At 42.4% G+C, this 24,294-nt stretch carries 17 protein-coding genes; 3 read left to right on the top strand and 14 right to left on the bottom strand.

Annotation, left to right across the window (positions count from 1 at the left end; genetic code table 11):
* Positions 1-44: 44 nt before the first annotated feature.
* Positions 45-2,738, top strand: coding sequence for a YfhO family protein (locus CJ190_RS02595; protein WP_082888590.1), 2,694 nt, complete (start codon positions 45-47; stop codon positions 2,736-2,738).
* A 61-nt stretch (positions 2,739-2,799) separates the two neighbouring features.
* Here the strand turns inward: CJ190_RS02595 and CJ190_RS02590 are convergent, their stop codons facing one another.
* Positions 2,800-3,483 (bottom strand): class I SAM-dependent methyltransferase, encoded by a 684-nt coding sequence (locus CJ190_RS02590; RefSeq protein ID WP_286048967.1) that lies wholly within the window; start codon positions 3,481-3,483, stop codon positions 2,800-2,802.
* Between the two features lie 178 nt (positions 3,484-3,661).
* Here CJ190_RS02590 and CJ190_RS02585 point away from each other — a divergent pair, with 178 nt between their 5' ends.
* Positions 3,662-4,558, top strand: coding sequence for a DUF1189 family protein (locus tag CJ190_RS02585; protein ID WP_064292207.1), 897 nt, complete (start codon positions 3,662-3,664; stop codon positions 4,556-4,558).
* Positions 4,559-4,585: 27 nt separating this feature from the next.
* On the opposite strand, the gene CJ190_RS02580 is transcribed toward CJ190_RS02585, so the two are convergent.
* A complete protein-coding gene (locus CJ190_RS02580; RefSeq protein ID WP_064292206.1) occupies positions 4,586-5,935 on the bottom strand; it encodes a DEAD/DEAH box helicase in 1,350 nt (449 codons plus the stop codon).
* A 183-nt stretch (positions 5,936-6,118) separates the two neighbouring features.
* Between CJ190_RS02580 and zwf the strand changes: the two genes are divergently transcribed.
* A complete protein-coding gene (zwf, locus tag CJ190_RS02575) occupies positions 6,119-7,576 on the top strand; it encodes a glucose-6-phosphate dehydrogenase (RefSeq protein WP_070598038.1) in 1,458 nt (485 codons plus the stop codon).
* A 458-nt stretch (positions 7,577-8,034) separates the two neighbouring features.
* On the opposite strand, the gene CJ190_RS02570 is transcribed toward zwf, so the two are convergent.
* From CJ190_RS02570 to CJ190_RS02515, 12 genes are all read right to left on the bottom strand, one after another.
* The gene (locus tag CJ190_RS02570; protein ID WP_064292517.1) at positions 8,035-9,000 is read right to left on the bottom strand and encodes a DHH family phosphoesterase; all 966 of its coding nucleotides are present in this window, start codon (positions 8,998-9,000) and stop codon (positions 8,035-8,037) included.
* A 27-nt stretch (positions 9,001-9,027) separates the two neighbouring features.
* Complete coding sequence (locus tag CJ190_RS02565; RefSeq protein ID WP_064292518.1) at positions 9,028-10,341, bottom strand: DRTGG domain-containing protein; 1,314 nt, start codon at positions 10,339-10,341, stop codon at positions 9,028-9,030.
* A gap of 19 nt (positions 10,342-10,360) precedes the next feature.
* On the bottom strand, positions 10,361-11,479 hold the full coding sequence (gene dinB, locus CJ190_RS02560) for a DNA polymerase IV (RefSeq protein ID WP_064292519.1): 1,119 nt from the start codon (positions 11,477-11,479) through the stop codon (positions 10,361-10,363).
* A 120-nt stretch (positions 11,480-11,599) separates the two neighbouring features.
* Complete coding sequence (locus tag CJ190_RS02555) at positions 11,600-11,893, bottom strand: post-transcriptional regulator (protein ID WP_168162778.1); 294 nt, start codon at positions 11,891-11,893, stop codon at positions 11,600-11,602.
* Positions 11,894-11,895: 2 nt separating this feature from the next.
* Positions 11,896-12,279, bottom strand: coding sequence for a preprotein translocase subunit YajC (yajC, locus tag CJ190_RS02550; protein WP_064292520.1), 384 nt, complete (start codon positions 12,277-12,279; stop codon positions 11,896-11,898).
* Positions 12,280-12,316: 37 nt separating this feature from the next.
* A complete protein-coding gene (tgt, locus tag CJ190_RS02545) occupies positions 12,317-13,456 on the bottom strand; it encodes a tRNA guanosine(34) transglycosylase Tgt (protein WP_064292521.1) in 1,140 nt (379 codons plus the stop codon).
* 215 nt (positions 13,457-13,671) lie between these two features.
* On the bottom strand, positions 13,672-15,201 hold the full coding sequence (locus tag CJ190_RS02540) for an IS1182 family transposase (RefSeq protein ID WP_101602523.1): 1,530 nt from the start codon (positions 15,199-15,201) through the stop codon (positions 13,672-13,674).
* Positions 15,202-15,385: 184 nt separating this feature from the next.
* Positions 15,386-18,004: an ATP-dependent chaperone ClpB gene (clpB, locus tag CJ190_RS02535; protein ID WP_070598082.1), complete on the bottom strand. Its 2,619-nt coding sequence runs from the start codon at positions 18,002-18,004 to the stop codon at positions 15,386-15,388.
* Between the two features lie 175 nt (positions 18,005-18,179).
* A complete protein-coding gene (locus tag CJ190_RS02530) occupies positions 18,180-20,804 on the bottom strand; it encodes an ATP-dependent Clp protease ATP-binding subunit (RefSeq protein WP_064292114.1) in 2,625 nt (874 codons plus the stop codon).
* A 98-nt stretch (positions 20,805-20,902) separates the two neighbouring features.
* Entirely contained in the window at positions 20,903-22,120 is a 1,218-nt protein-coding gene (locus tag CJ190_RS02525; protein WP_070598083.1) for a dihydrolipoamide acetyltransferase family protein, read from the bottom strand.
* A 14-nt stretch (positions 22,121-22,134) separates the two neighbouring features.
* Positions 22,135-23,166, bottom strand: coding sequence for an alpha-ketoacid dehydrogenase subunit beta (locus CJ190_RS02520; RefSeq protein ID WP_064292112.1), 1,032 nt, complete (start codon positions 23,164-23,166; stop codon positions 22,135-22,137).
* 33 nt (positions 23,167-23,199) lie between these two features.
* On the bottom strand, positions 23,200-24,204 hold the full coding sequence (locus tag CJ190_RS02515) for a thiamine pyrophosphate-dependent dehydrogenase E1 component subunit alpha (RefSeq protein WP_143739151.1): 1,005 nt from the start codon (positions 24,202-24,204) through the stop codon (positions 23,200-23,202).
* Between the last annotated feature and the right edge of the window lie 90 nt (positions 24,205-24,294).

The raw sequence follows: 24,294 nt of genomic DNA, 5'->3' as shown, positions 1-24,294 counted from the left end.
TGCTAAGCTAGGGTGAAATAAAGCATCTTTAAGGAGTTAGCACGTTGTCTTTGATAAAGTATTTTTCTCAAATGAATGCAGTTAAGCGATCGCTCTTATTAGCGGCCGGCCTCCCAGTTTTAATCCTGGTTTTTATTTACCTGTTTCAAGGCCTTTTTCCCTTTGGCAATCAGACGATTTTAACTGTGGACTTAGGCCAGCAATATATTGATTTCTTTCAATACTATCGGGAAACCCTGCTAGGCAATTGGCAGCAAATCTTCTACTCTTTCCAAAAGGGAATGGGAGGAGAGATGGTAGGAACCTGGACCTATTATTTAATGAGTCCCTTTAACCTCCTGCTCCTCCTCTTCCCCCAAAAGGCCCTTCCCTTAGCCTGTGCCTGCCTAGTCCTAGCCAAGAGCGCTGCTGCTAGTGCCAGTTTTCTCTGGCTACTTTACAAAAATTATGGCGATCACGGCCCTTTGACCATCAGCTTTGCCTGTCTCTATAGTTTAATGGGCTATTTTTCCGCTAACCAACTTAATATCATGTGGTTAGATGGTCTGATCTTTTTGCCATTAATTATCCTAGGCATCCAAGACCTCATTCACCACAAAAGGAGCACTTATTATATCATTAGCCTGGCTCTCTTATTGATAGCCAATTATTATATAGGCTATATGGTTTGTCTTTTTGCTGTGCTCTTCTTTCTTTATGAACTCTTTGGCGCCCAATTTACCAAGAAAGCTAAACAAGCAGGATTCTCATTCAAGCAATATTTTACTAGAGGCCTGCGCTTTATTTTGTCTTCTTTGGCAGCAGCTGGACTAGCGGCTTTCACCCTTATTCCGACCTACTTTGCCCTGATCCAAAGTAAAGGCAGCTATCAAGACCTTCATTTTGACTGGTCCTTTGCCTATCCACTCTGGCAAGTCATCAGCAAATTAGTCGTCGGTCCCTTTAACTTTGACCAAATGCCGGAGGGTTTACCTAATATCTTTGTCCCGTCCCTAGCCATTTTAGCGGGCCTGGTGTTTTTCCTGCAAAAGCGATTCAGCTGGCAGGAAAAACTGATGAGCTTTTTCGTTTTAACTTTTCTCCTGCTATCCATGAATGTTAAAGCCTTAAATTTAATCTGGCATGGTTTTCAATATCCTATCTGGTACCCCTACCGTTTTTCCTTTGTCTTTTCCTTTTTTCTCCTTTACCTAGCTTATCGGACTTTAAGGCAAGTAGAGCCTCTAGGCAATAAGCCAGCTATTGTGACCCTGTGCCTGGTTGGATTATCCACCCTGACCTTAGCCTTACACTACCAGGATTTTTCTTATATTAGTCCTAATACCCTACTTTTCTCCACAATAGCTTTTGTGTTTAGTTTTTTTGGCCTCTACTATCTCAGTCACTCCAGTAAGAAAACTGCTCCCTTGCTACTTTTGTCTGCCTTGGCTTTGATTGAAAACATGACCAATACTGCTTTAACCTTAAACTCTATTTCTTACCTTAACTATGATAGCTATGCCCAGTATTTAACCGTCAGCCAGCCGCTTTTAGGCCACTTTCAGGATGATTCCGGCGAGGACTTCTACCGCATTGCCAAGACCTTTCAACGGACTAAAAATGATCCTATGCAATTGTCCTACTATGGATTAGACCATTTTAATTCAACCATTGAACGATCGACCACCGAGCTTTTTAAAGCTTTGGGCCAACCGACAACTACTGGTTCAGTCAATTACTCTAATGGCAGCCTGGTAACGGATAGCCTCTTTAATGTCAGATATCTGATTAATAGTCAAGTCCAAAGTCAAAAAGAGGTCGAAGATAAGGCCTATGAGCGCCGCCTAGTTAGCTACCGTCCCGATTTTAACCATTATCCTTTAGTTGACCAGGTCCAAGGTTTTTCTGTTTTTAAGAACCCCCATGCCCTGTCGCTCGGCTTTCTAGTCAATGAAGCCATCGGTCAGATGGACTTGAGTCCTGACCAACCCATCTCTAATCAAGATCAACTCTTAGCCTATCTCAATAATCAAACCGCTGAGTCAACCAAGGATAGCTACCTGGATTTCTTCCAGGTCAGAGACTTTAAGCGAATGGACTTAACTAACCTAGAAAGTGATGACCCCAGTCGGATTAATACCAACTACCATAAGACGGACCTAGAAAGTAAAAGTTTTATCGATTTTACCCTAAAGATTGATAGTAACCAAGCCTACTACTTGACTGTACCAGGGGATTTATCGGAGGACGAGGTGACATATTACTTGGATGGCAAAAAGCTAAACTATGATAAAAGTTACAATTCCACCCAAGTTTTTAATATCGCCAACCAATCCACTCCAGGAGAAAGAATTTTTACCATTGAGGTAAAGGCGGATAGTATCAACCTTTCCCAGCTCAACCTCTATTCCTTAGCTAACAAAACTTTCGATCAAGTGATGAATAACGTGGCGGGTCAAAAACTACATATTGACCGCTTCGCCGATAACCACATTAAAGGAAGCTTTGAAGGCAAAGCGAATGACCAAGCCCTCCTCCTCACCATCCCTTATAATGAAGGCTGGCGGGCCCAGATCAATGGAAAAAAAGTCAATTTGGAACCGGTGTTAGACCGGAGTATGATGGTCATTAAAGAAATCCCTCAAGGAGAAAATCAACTAGAACTCCGTTTTCATCCCCAGGGGCTAACCCTAGGTATAGTTATTTCCTTAGCCCATGTCCTTGTTCTGTGCTTGCTTTACCGAATCAAACGGAAATAGAACAATTAGAAAATGCATCCAATCCTCGTTTTGAAGGGATGCATTTTTTGATTGATGAGTATTATTTTTCTCCAGCTTTTTGCCAGAGCACACAGGTGAAACTTGGGCTAGCGGATTTTGCATACTTGGCTTCCTGACTAGCTAAATCAAGGTCAAGATCAGGGTGAATAGGGAGATATAGCCCTTCGCGGTAGCCAAGAACCTGCTTAGGGTAATGTTTTATAAAGTCTTGGCTATCTCGGAAATGGGCATAATTATAAATGGAGTCTTTTTTCCCTTGATAGTATTGACCCCAGTCTCCCGACTCAGTAATGGATCCGATTAAGAGATAACCGCCCGGCTTTAATAAGTCAAAGCATGAAGCAATAAAGGCTTCTAAATCCGCAATAAATTCAATAGCGGTCATAGAAAAAACCAGGTCAAAGGTCTCCCTGGGGAAATCTAAATGATTCATATCCATTTTTTGAAAGGCAATGGGCAGGTCCAGTGCCTCCGCTTTCCTTTTTGCTTCTTTTAACATTTGGCTGGAGATATCGATCGCTTGCACTTGGGCACCCGCTTTGGCCAGGCGGACGCTATAATTGCCTGTGCCGCAACCGGCATCTAAGACCGACATGCCTGCCTGAACATCAACTAAGGAAAAAGCCAGGTCCGCTTCGATCTGATCGACAAAAGTACCGATTTCTCCCTGGTACCAGCTATCATAATCTCCTGCTAGATCATCAAATAAAGCCATTGACTTCACCTCCTTTACTCAATATAGTTTATTTTATCCTATTTATTGATAAAATGGTGCTTGTAAGAACTTTTTAACCAGGCTAGAGTCTTTAAATATTAGTAAAAGAAGGGATTTTCTAAGCGGACTCGCTTAATTTTTTGCTATACTGAACTGAATACAAAGACTGTTATTGAGGAGGAAAATTTTGAAAACCTTACGTTTATTCTTTGATAGTATCTTTCGCTTTAAAGATACGCTTGTGGCTTTTTATATGACTTTGAAGCATAAATTAGTCTACATTTTCTTATTGAGCCTAGTGATGACCCTACCGGCTATACAACCCAGCTACCAGCTACTTCATACGGTGAGAGGCAATGGAGCTAGCATCATTCAATCCATCCCCGATTTTACGATTGAAAATAACCAACTAGTCAGTGAAAAGGACCAGGCCTTTATCAATAAGACTGATTTCTTAAACTATGTCTATAATCCCAAAGACCAGATCAGTCAAGAAGACCTTAAAAAAATCGATTCATCAGCCCTAACCATTTATACAAATCCGCAAAATATCACATTCTCCTTTATGGGTCAGCAACAAAGCTTCCCTTATGCTGATTTTAGCACGGACTTGGATAGCCAAGGGCAAAAGCAAATCATCCAAAGCCTGACACAATTCCAACCTTGGGTCTATCTCTTAATCTTTTTAGGGATTTTCCTATTTAATAGCTTACAGGTAAGTCTATTGGCACTAGTGATTGCCTTGTTTATGGCACCCATGGCCATTACCCGTAAATTGCAATTAACCTTAGGCAAGCGCTATAATTTTGCCTTAACGGCTATGACCTTCCCGCTAGTTCTTATCCAATTGGTTCATCTCTTTGGCTACCAGGTAAGCTTTTCCTTTTACATCATCCTCTTTACTGCTTTAATCCGTATCTGGGCCTTTACCAAACAAATTAAAGTGGTAAAGATTGACCCTAAGCAATGGGAAGCCAACAAAGATCAAGTGAAAAACGATAAGAACTTGGTAAACTTAGATAAACAAGATGAAGAGACTAACCGAGAAGATGACCCTGACCATTCCAATAAAAATGATGACTAAAAAATGCGCTCCAGTGAGCGCATTTTTTTAACGGTTGTTTTCTTTATTTTGCTTGCGTTTTTGCCGAGCAGCTTGTCTTTGTTTTTTATTATATTTGTCTCGTTTATATGCTTTAATTTGCCGGTCGAGTTTTTTCTTATAACCGGGTTTAACCTTTCTTTTCTTATTACGGTTAATCATACCCTTAACAACGTGGTCCGTTTCCTCTTGGTGGCGGTCTTTTCTTAACTGCCGTTCCTTATGATCTTTAACCTCGACCCATTGACCATTTTTAATGTCTTTAACCTCAAAGTGGATTCCACGATCTTCTAACCAGCGAATCGCCTTTTCTTGGTCAGGATGGTAGAAGGTTAAGGCAACGCCCTTCATTCCTTGCCGCCCTGTACGACCTACCCGATGGATAAAGAATTCTAACTCTTTAGGAATATCATAGTTGACCACATGGGAGACCCCTTCAATATCAATCCCGCGAGCAGCTAGATCGGTAGCCACCACATATTGATAATCAAGGTGTTGGATTTGGCGCATGACCCGCCGCCGTTCACGACTGTCGAGATCACCGTGCAACTTAGCTACCGATAGCCCCCATTGCTTGAGTTTTAAATAAAGTTGATCCACTTCCTCAATAGTATTTGCAAAAATAAGGACCAAATAGGGTTCGCCCATGGTTAAGGCTTGCTTGAGCAGGTCATCTTTGGACCGCCCTCTTAAGGGGAGTAAGATATTGGTAATGGTTGGGGAGATCAGCTTTTCGTTGACTACCTGGATCCATTCTGGATGTTCCAAATATTTTCTAAGGAAGGGACGTAATTTCTCTGGGATCGTGGCGGAAAAGACGTAAATCTTCAAATCATCAGGCATTCGACTGGCAATTTGGTCAACCGTATGCAAAAAGCCCATATCCAAGGTCATATCCGCTTCATCCACCACAAAGTGTTCTACTTTATGGACATTGATCGACCCTTCAGTCACTAAGTCCAATAAGCGACCCGGAGTCCCAATCACCACTTGTGGGTCCTGATTTTCTAGGCGTTCTTTTTGCCGCTTGGTATCAGTCCCTCCATAGGCTCTTTCAATATGAAAATCAAAGTCGCTAGCCCCCACAAGCTGTTGGGCGGTTTGGTATAACTGGTCGGCTAATTCCCGGCTCGGTGCCGTGATAACTAATTGGGTATAATTAGCCGGTTTTAATTGGTCGATTAAGGGAAGCAAGAAGGCATGGGACTTGCCTGATCCAGTTTGACTTTGAGCAACTAAGCTTTTTCCGGCTTGAATAACGGGAATAACTTTCTTTTGAATCGGGGTAGGTTCTTTAAAGGCTAATTTCTCTAAGGCCGCCTCAATAAAAGGCTGGAACTGGTATTCTTTAAATGACATAAAATTCTCCTTTAGCTTTTAAGACTTAAGCGATGATTGTTAGATTAAAATACAGCTTGCCAAGCCAGCGACTAGTGGTTATAATTTAGGGTTTATAAAGACCTGCTAGCCAGATTGCATTCAGCTGATAGACATTCTATAATAAAACCACTCTGTAAATGAAAAATGAAAGGACTTATCACAATGGACCAACAAGTTTCGGGAATCATTGTCCTCTTCGGGGCATCCGGTGACCTCGCCCAACGGAAATTATATCCCTCTTTATTTCACCTCTACCAACAAGGCTGGCTAAGCCAGCGTTTTGCCTTGATCGGCACTTCTCGTCGCCCTTGGACAGATGCACATTATCATGAGATCATCGTTGAATCAATTATTAACTACACCAAGGACGATAGTTTGAGAGCAGTGGCTAGTGAATTTGCCAAGCATTTTTATTATATCTCAAATGATGCTTCACAAACAGAGGATTATATCCTACTCAAGGACAAAATGCTAGACCTGCAAAAGCAATATCAAACTGATAAGAACTTTCTCTATTACTTATCCATTGCCCCTAGTCTCTTTGAGATCACTTCACACCACTTAAAGAAAACCGGAATTATCGATATTCCTGGTAACCATCGGGTGATTTTAGAAAAGCCCTTTGGCGTTGACCTGGTTTCTGCCCAGTCACTCAATCAGGCCCTTAATATCTCCTTTGCAGAAAGTGATATTTACCGGATTGACCACTATGTTGGCAAGGAAAGTGTCCTAAATATTTGGGCAACCCGCCAATATAATCCCTTTTTCGAAGCCATCTGGAACCACAACTACATTGACCACTTCCAAGTCACCCTGTCAGAAGATTTACCAGTTGGTAGTCGGGGGGGGTATTATGACCAAACTGGAGCCCTCTTAGATATGTTCCAAAACCATATCCTACAAGTGATCTCCTTTGTAGGCATGGACTTACCCAGCTCTCAAGACGACCTCCATCCTAAGAAAGAAGCCTTTTTAAGAGAAATTCCTTCTTTTGACCTCGAAAGCGTCCAAACTAATATTGTCCGGGGACAATATGGCCAAGCAGAAGATGGCAGTGAACTGGCCTATCGCGACCTGGAAGGCGTTAGTGAAGACAGTAGTACCGAAACCTTTGTCGCTGGTAAGTTCCGTATCAACAATGACCGCTGGCAGGGAACCCCCTTTTATTTCCGAACGGGTAAGGCACTCAGCAGTGGGAAATATACCACAGTTGAAGCGGTCCTCAAGGATAACTTGTCAACCTGCGATTCGCCTAACCGGATGACCTTTGTGATTACCCCTGAATACGGCTTAGAGGTCTCCATGAATCAAAAAGCCTTTAAAGGCGGCTTTAAACCGCAAACTATGCGCATGCTCCCCGATAAGGAAATCCTCGAATCTCGGGTAGCCAGTGAATCCTACGAAATTCTTATCTACTACGCCTTCCTTGGTAATCAAATGCTATTTACGACCTGGGAGGAGCTCAAAGAACAATGGCGGATCGCCGACTCCATTAAGGATGCCTGGTCACAACTTGATCCCCCAGCCTTCCCTAACTACCCAGCCATGACCAAAGGCCCCGAAGCTGCCAAAGACCTCATCGAAAGCGACGGCCGCCGCTGGATCAACCCACAATACTAAGAAAGTGCGACAGTCACAATAAAGGACGAAAACGCTACGCATACTATATCTGTAACTCGCTTTGCTTCGAACAGCTATAGCAACTGGAGAAAACTGGGATAAGCTCAGTGAAGCTGAGCGTTTCCAGTTTTTGAAGTGGACGTTCGTCCTGTGACTGGAGCACGTTTAAAGAGTGTGCCAAGCGCGTCAAAAAGGCAAGACCACTGGAGCGAAAAGTCGAAAGAATTCACGCAAAGAATTCGTCGACATTTCGTGAAGTGGACGCTTGCCTTGCGCTTGGAACAAGTTTGGCGTCCGAACTCAACTAAAGAGTGCGACAGTCACAACAAAGGACGAAAACACTTCACATACATGTCTAAAAAGAGGCTGCAAACTAATCTTGCAGCCTCTTTTAAAATATTTATCTTTAGAAAGATTAGTCTCAAGGAATAGAAACCCTTCCTTAACCGAGTCTAAAACTATTCCTCATTGCCCTTCTCTTTTAAATAATTTCTTGCAGCTTCATTCAATTCTGCCACAATTGCTTGGCACTCTTCCTTGGAATAGGCATTGGCACCTGATGCCTTGGCATGGCCGCCCCCTTCATGGGCTTGGGCAATCTGATTGATAGCTGGGCCCTTACTACGAATGCGGCAACGCATGGATCCATCAGCTTTTTCAACAAAGATTACCCAGGCCAGCACCCCTTGGACCGATCCCGGTGTTTGCACAATATTATGGGATTCTGCCTCGGTCACGCCCAAGTCTTTTAGGACTTTTTGGCTGATGAAGACCGCATTGACCAAACCATCTTCGCTAAGTTTAAAGTTTTCCAAGACATAGCCTTTCAAACGCGCTTGGCCCATAGTTTCAGTTAAGGACGCCTGCATCCGTTCGCTAGCTGGGAAATCGTATTTACGTAATTCGGTAGCAATGGCCATGGTTTTTACTGAGGTGTTGTCGTATAAGAAACGCCCAGTATCACCTACGATGCCCAAGAATAAATATTCCGCTCCCTGGTCAGTCATAGTAAAAGTCTCCGGATGACTCAAAAGAATATCCGCCCAAATTTCACTGGCCGCACTAGCCTCTGGCAGGACATAGTTGATGTCCCCATAACTATCATGGTTAGGATGGTGGTCCACTTTAATCACCATTTTTGCTCCTTGATAGCGTTGGTCATCAATACGTTCGGTGTTGGCCGTATCATTGATAATGACTAAGGCCTCTGAGTAAAGTTCATCTGGGATATCATCCATTTGGCCAAAGTTGGCTAGAGAAGGTTCATTTTCTCCAGCTACATAGATCTTTTTCTCAGGAAAAGTCGCCTCTAAGACGGATTTCAATCCCATCTGCGACCCCAAGGCATCTGGGTCTGGATTAACATGGCGGTGGATAATTATCGTTTCATAGTCTTTAATGGCTTGAATGATATCACTAATCATAAGTTTTCACTCTTTCTATATGGCTTCTTACTGTCTAAATAGGTTGACGGATATAATAGCTTGGGCAATATTTAATTGTTGGTAGTAGACTTTAATACTTATCTTACAATTTTGTCTACTATGATAAAGCATTTCAGGATAGATTTGAATGGATTTGTCGCAGTCAACAGCGGCAAAGTAATAGTAATTCATCGATTCAATAATGGCTAACTCCCCGATAGCGTCTTTCACATAGCGACAAGTGGCCACATTGATCAGGGTGGCTAGAAGACTCTCCGATAGGGTCCCCAGGTGGTTAGCAAAAGACCCATCACTTTGGAAGGTATAAAATAATTCCGACCGGTCACTAGCCGCACGTTTGAGCTTATCGTTTAATAGAATCTCTAAGCGGTAATCTTTGTAGGCAGCGTTTTCGTTAAACTGCATGGTATAAAGGACATCTTGCCGGGACATAATTCCCACTAACTTACCCTGGTCATCTACCACGGGAGCCATTTCTAAATTATCCCACAGCATAAGCTGGGTGATACTGGCCACACTCATTTTTAATTTAGCTACCAAGGGCGAAGGGGTCATGACTTCAACAATGGGCGTATCCGCATTGGCATCGAGAATATCCTTAGCTGCAATGACCCCCACCACCTCATAGTTATGGTTGAGGACAGGAAAACGGGTATGGTTAGACTCTTCATTCAACTGCCGGTAGCGGCTCACCTTGTCGTCTTGGAAGAGGAACTTGACCCGGTCTAAGGGGACATAAATATCTTCGACCAGGACAATATTTTGTTGAATCGCCCGCTCCACCAGGACCTTGTTAATTATCTTAACCGTCGAATAGGAGTCGAAGCTCACGCCAAGCAGAGGGATCTGACGTTGGTTAGCCAAGTCGACCATCCTTTGACTCGGGCTGAAGCCCCCAGAAATAATGACAGGGACATCATGGGATAAGGCCAGTTCTTGGACATTATCCCGGTTTCCCGTAATCATCAAGAGGTTCGGTTTCAAATAGCTAGCAATCGATGAGACCTTCATAGCCCCAATAATAAAGTCTCGGATCATATAGTCCAAACCTTCTGCCCCACCAAAGACCTTAGCATTGGTCAAGGAAACCACTTCTTTTACTGACATAGCTTGGTATTTAGGACTTTCCGCCTCTTCAACCCGGACTGTCCCTACCCGGTCTATGGTTTGAACTAGGCCGCGGTTTTCCGCCTCCTTAATTCCCCGGTAGGCTGTTCCTTGGGACACGTCCAGGTTGCGTGCCAGGCTCCTGACCGAAATACTGTGGTCGATGGGGAGGTCTTTAATATATTGAATTACTTGTTCATGCTTGGTTGTCATTTTTCTTCCTCTTCGTTCACTAATACAAGGGTAGCCGGATATTTTCAAAATCCACGGTTAATAAATCACTCAAGGTTATACCTAGTAATCGAACCCCTTGGCTAACATCACCATATTGTTCCCACAAGTCTTGGGCATGAAAATAAATATCATCATAAGAATTAATCGGATCCTTCAAGGCCCGCTGGCGGGTGGTGGTTTCAAAATTGCCATAGCGGAATTTCAAAGTCACTGTTTGCCCTTGGATATTTTTGTCTTGCAGGCTATTAGCTACCTTCTGGGCAAGATGTCTTAAGACTTCATTAACTTGGTCATCATGGTAAAGAAAGGGATATAGGGTCGTTTCCGTGCCATTGGACTTACGATTGGTCCGTGCTTTAACGGGACGGTCATCCACTCCCCTAACCCGCTCGTATAGGACAATGCCCGCCTTACCGAAATATTTAATACAATCCTCTTGGGACAATTGCTTGAGATCTTTTCCCTTATAAATATTTAACTCATGCATTTTTTCACTGGTGCGCTTACCAATACCGTAAAACTTTTCAATGGGAAGTTCTTCTAAAAAAGCAAGCGCCCGTTTTGGCGTAATGATGGTCATGCCATGCGGTTTATGAAAATCAGAGGCTAATTTTGCGATAAATTTATTATAGGATACCCCAATACTACAGGTGATGCCCAGTTTATGATAGATATCCTTTTGAATCCGCTCTGCCACATCCATGGCATAGAGGAGTTGGTAATGGTTATTAGTCACATCCAGAAAAGCTTCATCGATAGAAAGAGGTTCAATAATATCAGTATATTCTCGAAAAATATCACGGACATCTTCACCGACTTTGCGGTAATAATCTTTATTGCCCTTCACAAAGTAAGCTTGGGGACATAGGCGGTAGGCTTCACTAGCACTCATAGCAGAATGCACGCCAAATTTTCGCGCTTCATAGCTCGCCGTGGCCACTACACCCTTGCCACTGTTTTCTTTAGGATGCTGGGCTATGATGACCGGTTTACCCCGAAGATGGGGATGATCACGTTGTTCAATTGAAGCATAGAAGGCATCCATATCCACGTGAAGAATTTTTCTTGACGGATCGATTTTAGGCTCCCTAAATTCTAAAACACCAATACGACGCATAAGTCACCTCCTCGTCTCCTTAATAAAATTATCATAGCATAAATTTAGCCCCTGCTTTCATGATGGCACTTTTGCAAACCAAAATAAAAAGGCTGAGCTCTCACCCAACCTAATTAAGCATTACAATAGACTTTGGATATCGATGTGGTCTAATGAAGGGACATCATAGACCGTTGCCTCCAATTGCAAGTAATCAAAATATTGATTAATCGTCAGTTGCTTAATGGCTTGCTTACGTTCCTGGTAAGAAGCCGGCAATTGGTGTTTCCAAGCAAAGTCAGTAAAATATTTTTCGACATCTTGACGGCTGATTTTCGGATAACCCGCTCGTTTAAACTCGCGCGCCTTCTTTTGACAAAGCGGCTGAATTAATAAACTTTGCCATTTGGACAAGCTATTGTTCGTCTTCTTCACAATTATTGCTCATCCTCATCCTTGATTAGGATCGTATCTTCATCAGTAGTCACCACATCAACCGTTTCATCGTCATTACTGTCCGCTTGAACATCTTCTTCTTGGGTCGGAGTTTGGCCAGTACCCGCTTGATGGTTTTTAATTTGAGCCACACTAGCGCGTTCAAAAACTAAGAAAACGCCCTCAACGTCTAGAGTTACTGTATTATTAGCTTCATCAATTTCAGAGACTACCCCGTGCAAACCTGAAATCATCACCACTTCATCACCAACAGTTAAACTATCCATCATTTGTTTCTTTTGTTCTTGTTGCTTCTTGGCAGGACGAATCATTAAGAAATACATCATCGCACCAATAATCACAATATATAATAAAATACTTACCATAAGTTATAACCTCCATCTATTTATTAACTCAATTATACTAAAAATTCTTAGGGTTTTTCTTGTTTAAGCCATAGCGTTCAAAGAAATCTGCCTTGAAATCAAGCAAGTTATCATCACGAATGGCTTGACGGACATTGGCCATGAGATCGGTCAAGAAGTGCAAGTTATGAATACTGGTCAACCGCGCTCCTAAGATCTCATTAGTGTGGATCAAGTGTCTGATATAGGCCCGACTATAATTTTGACAGGTATAGCAGGAACAAGCTTCATCCAAAGGTCTGAAATCACGTTTGAAGGTGGCATTCTTAACCACTAAGCGTCCCCGACTGGTCATGCAGGTCCCATTGCGAGCGATCCGGGTCGCAAGGACACAGTCAAACATATCTATCCCGCGAATGGCTCCCTCAATCAATGCATCTGGACTGCCCACTCCCATCAGGTAACGGGGTTTATGACTAGGCATAACTGGTGTCAGGTAGTCAAGGACTTCGTACATTTCCTCCTTAGACTCACCTACTGATAGTCCCCCAATTGAATAACCCGGAAAATCGAGATTAATTAAATCCTGGGCATGCTGTAGTCTTAAGTCCTTATAGCCGCCCCCCTGGATAATTCCAAACAGGGCTTGGTCTTCCGGACGCTGGTGGGCCGCTAAGCCCCGCTCAGCCCAACGGGTCGTACGATTAATACTATTCTTCATATAATCATAAGAAGCATCAAATGGCGGACATTCGTCCAGACTCATAATGATGTCTGCGCCTAAGTTATTTTCAATAGAAATCGCTTTTTCTGGGCTTAAGAAAAGCCGGTGCCCGTTCAGGTGGCTTCTAAAATAGACCCCTTCCTCTTCCAAGCGGCGGATCTTAGTTAGTGAGAAGACCTGAAAGCCGCCAGAATCAGTTAAGATAGGCCGGTTCCAATTCATAAATTGGTGTAGACCGCCAGCTTCTTTTACGATATCATCTCCCGGACGCAACCACAAATGGTAGGTGTTAGAAAGAATGATTTCTGCTCCTAGGTCTTTCAGCTCTTCAGGAGACAGCCCCTTGACTGTGGCTAGGGTTCCGACTGGCATGAAAATAGGTGTTTCAAATGACCCATGCGGCGTGGTCACCCGCCCTAAGCGAGCACCGGTGTGTTTTTCCGTTTTGATTAATTCATAAGTAAGTGCTGGCATTTCCTACACCTTTCTAACTAAGAAAAAATAATGAACAAGACTATTTTAGCAAAGATTTCAGCATTTAACTAGGACTAGGCCATTGAAAAAGGAAATTGTCTTTACTAGTTTTTCCTCAAAGCTAGTAATTAATAAAAAAGAGTCTGGGACAAAAGTCTACGGACTATAAAAAAAAGAGAATCTACAAATTACTTAAGCGTGATTTGTAGATTCTCTTATTTTCTTGCTTTTATTTTGCTATATTTTTTCAAATTATTGGCCATGAAGGCCAATCCAACATCAGTTTTAACCTTTGTTTTCCCTCTGAGGTTAAATCGAGTGAACCCTAAAATAGCCTTTATCTGGCCAAAAACTGGTTCAACGTCAATTTTCCGTTTGGAAAAGAGCCTAGATCCTTCTTCAGATAAAAGCTTCTGTGTTTCTATATTCTTTAATTCCTGATAGTTTTTATTATAGTAAAGCGCCTTTTGCGGCGCATTTTCTGGATCCAAAGGCTTATAAACCTGAATTTCAGAAATATAACCACTCATTTTATTTTTTCGTTTTTGGAGATGACTAAAGAAATAAACCGTGCCATCAGGATGTGTGAAAGTATTACTTTGCTTATCGTAACTCCAATTATCCATATTTTTAGCTGATTTTTTATGTTTCTTTTTCTGCTCTTTATCAAACCGATTGTATTTAATCAAATGGTTAATTTTATGGTTATCTAAATAAGTAAGGTTTTCTTCGCTACCATAACCAGCATCAGCTACAATGCATTTCGGGGAATTAGGAAAACTTTCAACAAAGGGTTGTAAAGTCCGCGTATCCGTCGGATTGTGGAAAATATCATAATGAAGGACAAATTGGTTTTCAGTCGCTACTTGGATATTATATCCCGCTTTCAATTGCCCATTCATCATATGGTCATCTTTCATTCGCATGAACGTAGCATCAGGATCTGTTTTTGAATAGCTATTTCTTCCGTTAAATGTTTCAAACTGTTTGGCATACTTTTGTTTGCGAGGTAGAAAATCTTGACTCACTTTACGGTAATGTTTTTTCAAACGACGACGTTCTTGTTTACGTTGATCCGGCCCTTTTACAGGAGTTTCCTCAATATCTTCAGTGAGTTTATCGATTTCTTCCTTAAGCACTTTAGATATCTCTTGAAGCATCGTTTCTTCTAGATCTAAATTTTCATCATATTGGATGCCGGCATCAACCATCGGTTGAATTTCATTAAAGTAATATTCACGTGAGGTCACTTTTAATCGTTCTGCATATTTTTCAGTTGCCTTTTTCCAAACAAAAGAATATTTATTGGCATTCGCTTCAATTTTAGTTCCATCGATAAAGCAATTTTCTAAATGAATTAATTTCTCTAACTTTAACTGAGTGGTAAACTCAACGAATAGATTTTCTAATAAAGATCTGCAATTTTCTGAAGAACGGAAGCGATTAATCGTTCGATAGCTAATAACTTGTTGAGCGACTAGCCACTGCATGGGTAAATTTTCAACCATCAGTTCCTCTATTTTTCTTCCGCTAAATACGCCTTTACTATAAGCATATAGAAGTGCCATGATTAAAGGCTTTGGATGATAGGCAGGGCGGCCGTCCTGCGTACTGAAGCTTTCAAAGTATTTTTCATCCAGAGACTCAATAAAATTATAGATTGAAAATACAATATGATCTGGATCGATACATGCAGATAATTCTAGTGGAAGTGTTGTTTGATTCATGTTATATTGTATGTACATAAGAAGCACCCCTTAATCTTTAGTGTGGTTACTAATATTATAACAGGGTGCTTTTTTAATACCTAATTTTAAGTAAAAGGGTTAAGAAATTAGTGAAAACTAACTTCTTAACCCTTTTTGTTTTGAGACTTTTGTCCCAGCCTCCTTTCATCATTATTTCTTCTATTAATCGCTATTCATTCGCTTAGGCATCTTTGATTTTTTCAAAGCTGGCCCGGTCTTGGTCCTTGTCATAGTGGACTTCAACCTCTTGGCCAGCGGCGACATCTCCGGCGATTATAGCGCGAGCCAACGGCGTTTCCACTTCATTGGTGATAAAGCGACGGAGTGGACGGGCACCAAATTCAGGTTCATAGGCGGTCTCAGCAATCCAATCAATTAAATCATCACTAAATTGCAATTGAATGTGTTGATCTTTGAGACGTTTATTGAGCCCTGCCAGCATCTTGGCAACAATACCATGCATATTGTCTTGTGACAATGGCGTAAAGAGGATAATATCATCAATCCGGTTAAGAAATTCAGGTTTGAAATAGCTATAAAGGCGTTCTTTGACTTTGTCTCGAGCCTCGGTAGATATTTCTGAAGTATTTCCATCTTTAGCGTCTTCTAAGAGTAAGTCAGATCCGATATTACTGGTCATGATAATAATGGTGTTCTTAAAGTCCACTGTCCGGCCTTGACCATCTGTCAAACGACCATCATCAAGGATTTGGAGGAGGATGTTATAAACATCACTATGGGCTTTTTCAATTTCATCCAAGAGGACAACAGAATAAGGATGACGGCGGACTGCTTCAGTTAATTGTCCCCCTTCTTCATAACCGATGTAGCCAGGTGAAGCCCCGACTAAACGAGACACATTGGCTTTCTCCATGTATTCACTCATATCGATACGGATCATGTTATCTTCAGAGTCAAAGACTTGCTCAGCCAAAGCCTTAGCCAGTTCCGTCTTACCTACCCCGGTTGGTCCTAAGAAGAGGAAGGAACCTAAAGGCCGGTTAGGGTCTTGAATACCTGCCCGAGAACGGAGCACCGTATCAGTCACACTATTAACGGCTTGGTCTTGGCCGATTACCCGTACATGTAAACGGTCAGCCAGGTCAAGTAATTTTTCCCGTTCATTTTGGGCTAACTTAGTCACTGGGATACCGGTTTGACGAGAAACCACTTCTTCAATTTGGTCCTCGGTTACCGATTCTTGGACCAGGCTGGGTTTACCGCTGGCTTCAGCTTCGTATTTTTCTTCCATGTCTTCTAATTCTTTAGCCAATTTAGGTAGGGTCCCATGTTGTAATTGAGCGGCTTTTTCTAAGTCATAATTATTTTGAGCAATTTCTAATTGCCGTTTAGCATCGTCAATTTCTTGGCGTTTGTCTTGGATATGACTGAGAGAAGCCTTTTCATCTTCCCATTCCAAGGTCAGTTGGTTAGTCTTTTCACGGACTTCAGCTAGTTCTTTTTGCAATTCTTCTAAACGTTCCTTAGAAGCAGGATCATCTTCCTCTTTTAAGGCCTCTTCTTCAATTTCTAATTGCAATTGACGGCGCCGTTGTTGGTCAAGTTCTGTCGGCATAGAATTCATTTCTACACGAATTTCAGCACTGGCTTCATCGACTAGGTCAATAGCCTTATCAGGAAGGTAGCGGTCAGTAATGTAACGATCAGATAATTCAGCCGCCGTTACCAAGGCTTGGTCATGAATTTTAACATGGTGGTGGTTTTCAAAACTTTCTCTCAAACCACGTAAGATGGAGATGGTATCTTCGACAGTCGGCTCATTGACGAGGACCTTTTGGAAACGACGCTCTAAGGCCTTATCGGTTTCCATGTATTCCCGGTATTCATCTAGGGTAGTGGCCCCAATACAGTGCAACTCACCCCGGGCTAACATCGGTTTTAAGAGGTTACCAGCATCCATAGCCCCTTCTGCCTTACCCGCACCCACAATGGTGTGGATTTCGTCAATAAAGAGGATAATTTCTCCATCTGACTTCTTAATTTCATTCAGAACTGCTTTCAAGCGTTCTTCAAATTCACCCCGATACTTGGCTCCGGCTAATAAGGAACCCATGTCTAGGGAAAAGATGGTCTTATCACGTAAGTTACTTGGCACGTCACCTTTGACGATTCTTTGAGCCAAGCCTTCTACAACCGCGGTCTTACCAACACCCGGTTCCCCAATCAGGACAGGGTTATTCTTGGTTTTTCTAGAGAGAATCCGGATAACGTCACGAATTTCATCGTCACGGCCGATAATAGGATCCATTTTCCCTTCTCTAGCAATCGCGGTTAAGTCGCTCCCATATTTTTCCAGGGAATCATAATTTTCTTCAGCGTTTTGTGAGGTCACGCGATCACCCTTTCTCAAGTCTTTGATCTTATCCTTCACTTGGTCATAACTTATATAAGTAGACAACCATTTAGTCAGGTCGAGATAGTTCAATTTAAAAAGACTTAGTAATAGAATTTCAGTAGACAAGTATTCATCTTGGAATCCTTGGGCCTCTTCTTGGGCGGTTTGCAATAATTCTGCTAGGGAACGCGAAATACTTTGTCCGTATTGCACATTGCTGCCATTCACTACAGCAATACTATCCAATTCACGGTCAAGTTCCTTATCGAGTTCGTCCATTGGAATATTCATTTGATGATAAAAATTATAAGCAAATTGTCCAGATTGTACTAATGCTTTGAAGAGATGCGGAATCGAGATTTCTTGATGATGTCTTGTCATCGCAATTTGTTGCGCATTTGCAAGAGCTTCTTGTAAACTCCTTGTCATTTCCATATTATTCATTCTCTTCGCTCCTTTGATTCATTCATTTTAAAGGTATCTTTTAACCTTTACACTAACTATTATAACATATTGGTCAGTATTGATCAACTTATTTAGTCAAACTTAGTCAAATATTTTATTTATCTTCCTAGAAGACAAAAAGGAGCTGTGCTATCTGCGTCACAGCTCCTTGCTTTTATTTTTCTTTGACTTTAAAAGTCACTTGTTCAGAGTCCTTATCATAAGAAAGATTGACTTGGTCTTGTGCTTTTATTTGCCCACTAATGATGCGTTCGGCTAGAGGTGTTTCCAAGTGTTTGCGAATGAAACGCTTTAAGGGCCGGGCCCCAAATTCAGGTTCATAAGCAGAGTCAGCTAAGCAATCCTTTAAGCCCTCTTGATAAGTCAGGATGATATCTTGCTGACTTAAGCGGACTTTCAACTGGTCTAGGAGTTTTTCAACAATTGCCTCCATATTCTCTTTAGATAAGGCAGAGAAAAGAATCGTATCATCAATCCGGTTTAAAAATTCAGGTCGGAAATGTTCTTGAAGTTTCTTACTTACTGCTTGACGAGCTTCAAGCGATATCTCACTGTTTTTATGTTGAAGCATATCTGCAAGCAGAATATCCGAACCTAAATTACTGGTCATAATCAAAATAGTATTTTTGAAATCAATCACTTGGCCTTGGTTATCTGTTAGCCGGCCATCATCTAGAATTTGTAATAAAAGGTTAAAGACATCACGGTGGGCCTTTTCAATTTCATCTAAAAGAATAACCGCATAGGGCTGTCTACGAACTGCTTCTGTCAATTGTCCCCCTTCTTCATAACCAACATAGCCAGGAGGCGCCCCAACTAAGCGGGCAACACTGTGCTTTTCCATATATTCACTCATGTCTAAACGGATGATTTTTTCTTCATCATTAAATAACTGATCGGCTAAGGCCTTAGCTAATTCCGTCTTACCTACCCCAGTAGGCCCAAGGAACAAGAAAGAACCAATAGGTCGGTTAGGGTCTTGGACATCGGCACGAGACCGTATAACTGCCTGACTAACGGCTTGAACAGCTGGATCTTGACCAACAATACGCTGGTGTAAGCGGCTAGCTAAATGCATTAATTTTTCCCGTTCATGTTCGGCCACTTGGGCCACTGGGATGCCGGTTTGTCTGGCAATCACCTTGGCCACATCATTCTTCCTTACCCAAGGATCTAATAAGGGGCCATCACTTCCATCTAAAATGGTCTGATAGTCTGCCTGAACTCGCTTTATTTTATCTTCTAACTGAGGAATCTTTTCCTCTTGTAAAACTTTGACTGCCTGGCTATCAAAGTCTTTTTGGGCTTGCCTCAAGTCTAAGCGCGTCTGCAATAAATTTTGCCGGTAGTCTTGCCAGTCTTTAAGCAAAGCTTTTTCTGCTTGCCATTGCTCTTCTAGACTAGCTTCCTCATTTTGAGCGCTAGACAGAGCCTGTTGAAGTTTATCCGTTTCATCAGCTTGACTGTCTGAAGCGGTTTGCGTCTTGGCTAAGGTTAACTCCAAATGATAGCGCCGTTCTTTGGCTGCTAGTAAGCTAACAGGCGCTTCTTTAAGAGTCATACTTACTTCCGCACAAGCAATATCTAAGACATCGATGGCCTTATCTGGTAAGTAGCGATCAGTCATGTAGCGATTACTTAAAGTCACACTAGCTTCGATGGCTTGGTCTTCTATAAAAACCTGGTGGTAGCTTTCATGTTGGGCCTGTAAACCTTTAAGAATTGCCTGACTCTCCACTAGAGTCGGTTGGTCAACAAGTATTCGTTGAAAACGACGATCCAGGGCACGGTCCTTTTCAAAATATTGGTGGTACTCCTGGTGGGTAGTCGCCCCTATACAATGAATTTCACCCCGAGCTAACATAGGCTTGAGTAAGTTACCGGCATCCATGGCACCTTCTGTCTTTCCGGCTCCCACAATCGTATGGATTTCATCAATAAAGAGAATAATTTTCCCTTGGGAACTTCTCACTTCATCAAGCACGGCTTTTAGGCGTTCTTCAAAATCACCACGATACTTTGCTCCTGCTATCAAAGCTCCAATATCTAAAGCCATAACAATAGTGCCCTTTAAGCTGGAAGGCAGCTTATCTTCCTCAATACGCTGGACTAAGCCTTCAACTAAGGCAGTTTTACCGACGCCAGCTTCTCCAATGAGGAGAGGGTTGTTTTTTGACCGCCGCGATAGGATGAGTACCATATCAGCCAGTTCTTTTTCTCGACCAATAATGGGATCCATTTCACCCGCACGGTAACTGGCATTTAAATTTCGGGCATACTTGGATAAGGCCGGAAAGGATAAGCTCACATCATCTCTGTCAACCGTCCGTCTCTCCTGATAATCAGCTAATTTTTTATGAGCACTGGCTCGGTTAACATAATTATTTAACCAATGGGTCAGTTCATTGTTTTTCAGATCAAATAGGGCCATTAAGAGGTCTTGACTAGCGATTTCGTTAGCTTGTCGCTTTTCTTGGTAGTCTTCTGCTCCTTGAAGCAGGTCGCCGAGATGTTTAGAAAATTGCTGACCGTAGTTAAGATTTTTGCCATAGTCACTACCTATACGTGCCAACTCGCGATTAATTTCCGCCTGCATGGCCTTCATTGGCACATTTAAAGACTTTAAGAAACGATAGATAAAACCATTTTGATCTTCGATTAAATAGTTAAAGAGATGGGCAATAGCAATATTTTTATGTTTTTTATCAATGGCCAACTTTTCTGCTTGTTTTAAAGCCGCTTCTATATTTTCGGCCAAGCGTTTTTGACTATTAACCATTTTTTCCCTCCTTTACCTGCCTATAAATAACAAGAAGGCTGCGACTTTTGTCCCAGCCCTCTCCTGCTATCACTGTTCAACTTATAATCATTAAGCTTTTATAGCAATAAGCTATAAGGATTTTCTAGATAAGAAACAATTAGGTCTAAGAAAGCACCAGCTGGATCACCATCCAATAATTGGTGGTCAAAGGTTAAACTTAATGGGAATTTACTTAACTCAACCACTTGGCCATTATCATCAAAGGCTAATTCCTTTTGAATTGCTCCCAGACCCAGAATACCAGCTTCTGGTGGGTTGATTACCGGAGTGAAGTATTCAATTCCTCGTCCTCCCATATTAGTAATAGAGAAGGTAGAACCGGAATAGAGATCTGCTGGTAGTTGGCCAGCCTTAGCTTGGCTAGTTACTTCGTTAATCTTTTCGCCTAATTTGCTTAGACTGAGGCCTTGAGCATCTCTAATGACAGGGACCACTAAACCATCAGCAACTGCCGTTGCCATGCCAATGTGAACCGCTTCATGTTGTTCCCAGTGTCCATCCTGATACCAGCTATTCATTTCTGGCGTTTCTTCTAAAGCCTTCACAGCTGCTCGGGTGATTAAGGTGGTCCAACCTAATGCTGCACCATCATTGGCTTTCGATTTAATTTCTTGACGCAGTTTGCTTAATTGAGTCACATCTGCCTTGCGATGTAAGGACAGCTGGGCTGTGGTTTGTAAGCTTTGAACCATTCGTTTAGCAATAGTCTTACGCATACCAGGTAAACCTTCACCAGCTTGACTAGTTACTACTTGGCTAGGCTTAGCTTCAGGTTGATAGCGTTCAACATCACGGCGGGTAATCCGGCCATTACCACCTGTTCCCGGAATATCCTCTATATTATAACCTTTTTCTTCAGCTAATTTACGGGCTACAGGAGTGATAAAGATACGCCCACCCTTAACGGCTCCTTGACGTGCTTTGATATCTGTTTTATCCTTGTTGATTTCTTTTGAACTTTCTTTTTCACTGGAACTGGATTCTGCTTCAGTTTCACTAGCTATCTCTCCATTAGATTCAACTTCCACTTCTTCACCGGCTTCTCCAATATAAGCCATAGCGGCCTTACATTTTAGGGTGTCGCCTTCATCAGCTACAATTTTAATCACAATTCCTGCTTCTGGTGCTTCAACATCTCCAGACAATTTTTCTGAACTAATCGTTGCTAGAACGTCACCTGAAGAAACTTCATCGCCTTCTTTAACATACCATTGTTCGATGGTCCCTTCTGTCATGGTGAGTCCTAATGTTGGCATTACTACTTCTGTCGCCATAGATTTCCGCCTCCTTATGCTCTTAAGTCGTCAATAAGTTCAGCAGCTTCTTCGATTACCTTATCTGCATCTGGTAAATATAATTGTTCCAGGTTCACCGCAAACGGTACCGGTACATTAGGTGCACAGATACACTTAATGGGACCATCAAGGTAATCGAAGGCCTTGTCACTCACCACTGAGGCAATATCGGTTGCTGTATTATTGTGAGGATTGGATTCATCAATAACAATCAAACGCCCGGTTTTCTTGACCGATTCGATCACGGTTTCTTGGTCCCAAGGGGCAACCGTTCTTAAATCAATGACTTCTACAGAAATACCGTCCTTGGCCAAACGTTCGGCCACTTCTTCAGCAACAAAGAGCATTTTACCGATAGTCACAATGGTTAAGTCATCCCCTTGGCGATATACATTCGCCTTACCAATTGGAATAGTATAGTACTCTTCTGGAACTTCGCCCTTTTGACCGTAGATGGTCTTGTCTTCAGAAAAGACAACAATATTATTATCTTCAATCGAAGCCAGGAGTAAACCCTTAGCATCATAAGGAGTCGCAGGAACAACCACTTTAATCCCTGGAATCGAGCCAAAAATTCCGTAATAAGAACCCGAGTGTTGGGCTGCCGCACTCGCTCCAGCTCCATGCATGGTCCTAACAACCATAGGAATCTGAGCCTTACCACCAAACATATAACGCATTTTTGAGCCTTGGCCCAGTAAGGAGTCTAAACAGAAACCAATAAAGTCGTTAAACATTAATTCAGGAACCGGACGTAAACCAGTGACAGCCATCCCCACTGCTGCAGCCATATATCCCATTTCTGATAAGGGGGTGTCAATGACACGATCTAGACCGTACTTAGGACCCAAACCCTTGGTAACCCCCATAACGCCACCCCAGGCGTCTTCGTTTTCTTCAGCTAAATGGTCAACTTCACGACCACCCGCAATATCCTCTCCTAAGAGGACAACGCGGTCATCTTTTTCCATGGCTTGGTCTAAAGCTTCATTAATTGCGGTCATAAAGGCAATTTCTCTACTCATATTAAAGTCTCCTCTCTCAGCTAAATCCTCAGATTAGTCAGCGAAAACATCGGTTAATAGGTTTTCAGCAGCAGGAATTGGACTCTCTTTAGCATATTCCACTGCATCTTCTACATCTTGTTTGGCTTGGGCTTCGATTTCTTCTAATTCTTCTTGACTGGCTAAACCGTGTTCAATGGCATAGTCTTTAAAGACTTGAATAGCGTCACGGTCTGCCCATTCTTTTTCTGGACCTGAGAGAGCTTTATATTTTTGTTCATCTCCCTCGAAGTGACCATAGTTACGGTAGGCCACACATTCAATTAACGTTGGTCCTCCGCCCTGACGAGCCCGGTCAATTGCCTCACCAGCTGCTTCATAAACAGCCATCAAATCCTTCCCATCGACACGGACACCTGGCATATTGTAGGCTGCCGCCCGTTCAGCGATAGTTTCCGAACCAGATGAATACCATTGTGGGGTCGATTCCGCAAAGAAATTGTTTTCATTAACGAAAATAACGGGCAACTGCCAAATGCTTGCCATATTTAAGCATTCATGGAACAGCCCTTCATTGGAAGCTCCGTCTCCGAAGAAACAAACAGCTACTGAGTCAGTTTTGAGGTATTTATTACGCATGGCAGCGCCAACAGCTAATCCGAAACCGCCACCAACCATACCGTTAGCCCCTAGGATTCCCTTATCGAGGTCAGCAATATGCATGGAGCCGCCCTTACCTTTACCGAGGCCGGTTTCTTTACCAAAGATCTCAGCCATCATGCCTTTAAGGTCGCCCCCCTTTGCCACACAGTGCCCATGCCCCCGGTGAGTAGAGGTAATATAATCATCATCAGTTAAGTGGGCGCAGACACCACTCGCAATGGCTTCTGCACCCGCATATAAGTGAACAAAACCAGGAATTTCTCCTTGGGCAAAGAAGCGGTGTACGGTATCCTCAAAGTCCCTAATTTCGTTCATTGTCTTATAGATCGCTTTTGCCTTATCCGGACTCATGGCTTTGACTTCAACATCAGAAGCTGTTTTAATATCGGTTGCCATCCGTTCTTTAAACTGAGCTTGTCCGGAGCCTTTTCTTTGCTCTTGTTGTTGTTCTTGTGTTTTCACCATAATGAATTCCTCCTATTGACT

It is taken from the genome of Aerococcus loyolae, from assembly GCF_002871915.2.
Lineage (GTDB): Bacteria > Bacillota > Bacilli > Lactobacillales > Aerococcaceae > Aerococcus > Aerococcus loyolae.
The sequence above is the reverse complement of the archived record's forward strand: the minus strand, read 5'-3'. Positions and strand labels throughout refer to the sequence as shown.

Coding starts and splice junctions, on each gene's coding strand:
- CJ190_RS02580 (WP_064292206.1), bottom strand. CDS start 5,935: ATGTCATTTAAAGAATACCAGTTCCAGCCTTTTATTGAGGCGGCCTTA.
- zwf (WP_070598038.1), top strand. CDS start 6,119: ATGGACCAACAAGTTTCGGGAATCATTGTCCTCTTCGGGGCATCCGGT.
- CJ190_RS02570 (WP_064292517.1), bottom strand. CDS start 9,000: ATGATTAGTGATATCATTCAAGCCATTAAAGACTATGAAACGATAATT.
- CJ190_RS02565 (WP_064292518.1), bottom strand. CDS start 10,341: ATGACAACCAAGCATGAACAAGTAATTCAATATATTAAAGACCTCCCC.
- dinB (WP_064292519.1), bottom strand. CDS start 11,479: ATGCGTCGTATTGGTGTTTTAGAATTTAGGGAGCCTAAAATCGATCCG.
- yajC (WP_064292520.1), bottom strand. CDS start 12,279: ATGGTAAGTATTTTATTATATATTGTGATTATTGGTGCGATGATGTAT.
- tgt (WP_064292521.1), bottom strand. CDS start 13,456: ATGCCAGCACTTACTTATGAATTAATCAAAACGGAAAAACACACCGGT.
- CJ190_RS02540 (WP_101602523.1), bottom strand. CDS start 15,201: ATGTACATACAATATAACATGAATCAAACAACACTTCCACTAGAATTA.
- clpB (WP_070598082.1), bottom strand. CDS start 18,004: ATGAATAATATGGAAATGACAAGGAGTTTACAAGAAGCTCTTGCAAAT.
- CJ190_RS02530 (WP_064292114.1), bottom strand. CDS start 20,804: ATGGTTAATAGTCAAAAACGCTTGGCCGAAAATATAGAAGCGGCTTTA.
- CJ190_RS02525 (WP_070598083.1), bottom strand. CDS start 22,120: ATGGCGACAGAAGTAGTAATGCCAACATTAGGACTCACCATGACAGAA.
- CJ190_RS02520 (WP_064292112.1), bottom strand. CDS start 23,166: ATGAGTAGAGAAATTGCCTTTATGACCGCAATTAATGAAGCTTTAGAC.
- CJ190_RS02515 (WP_143739151.1), bottom strand. CDS start 24,204: ATGGCAACCGATATTAAAACAGCTTCTGATGTTGAAGTCAAAGCCATG.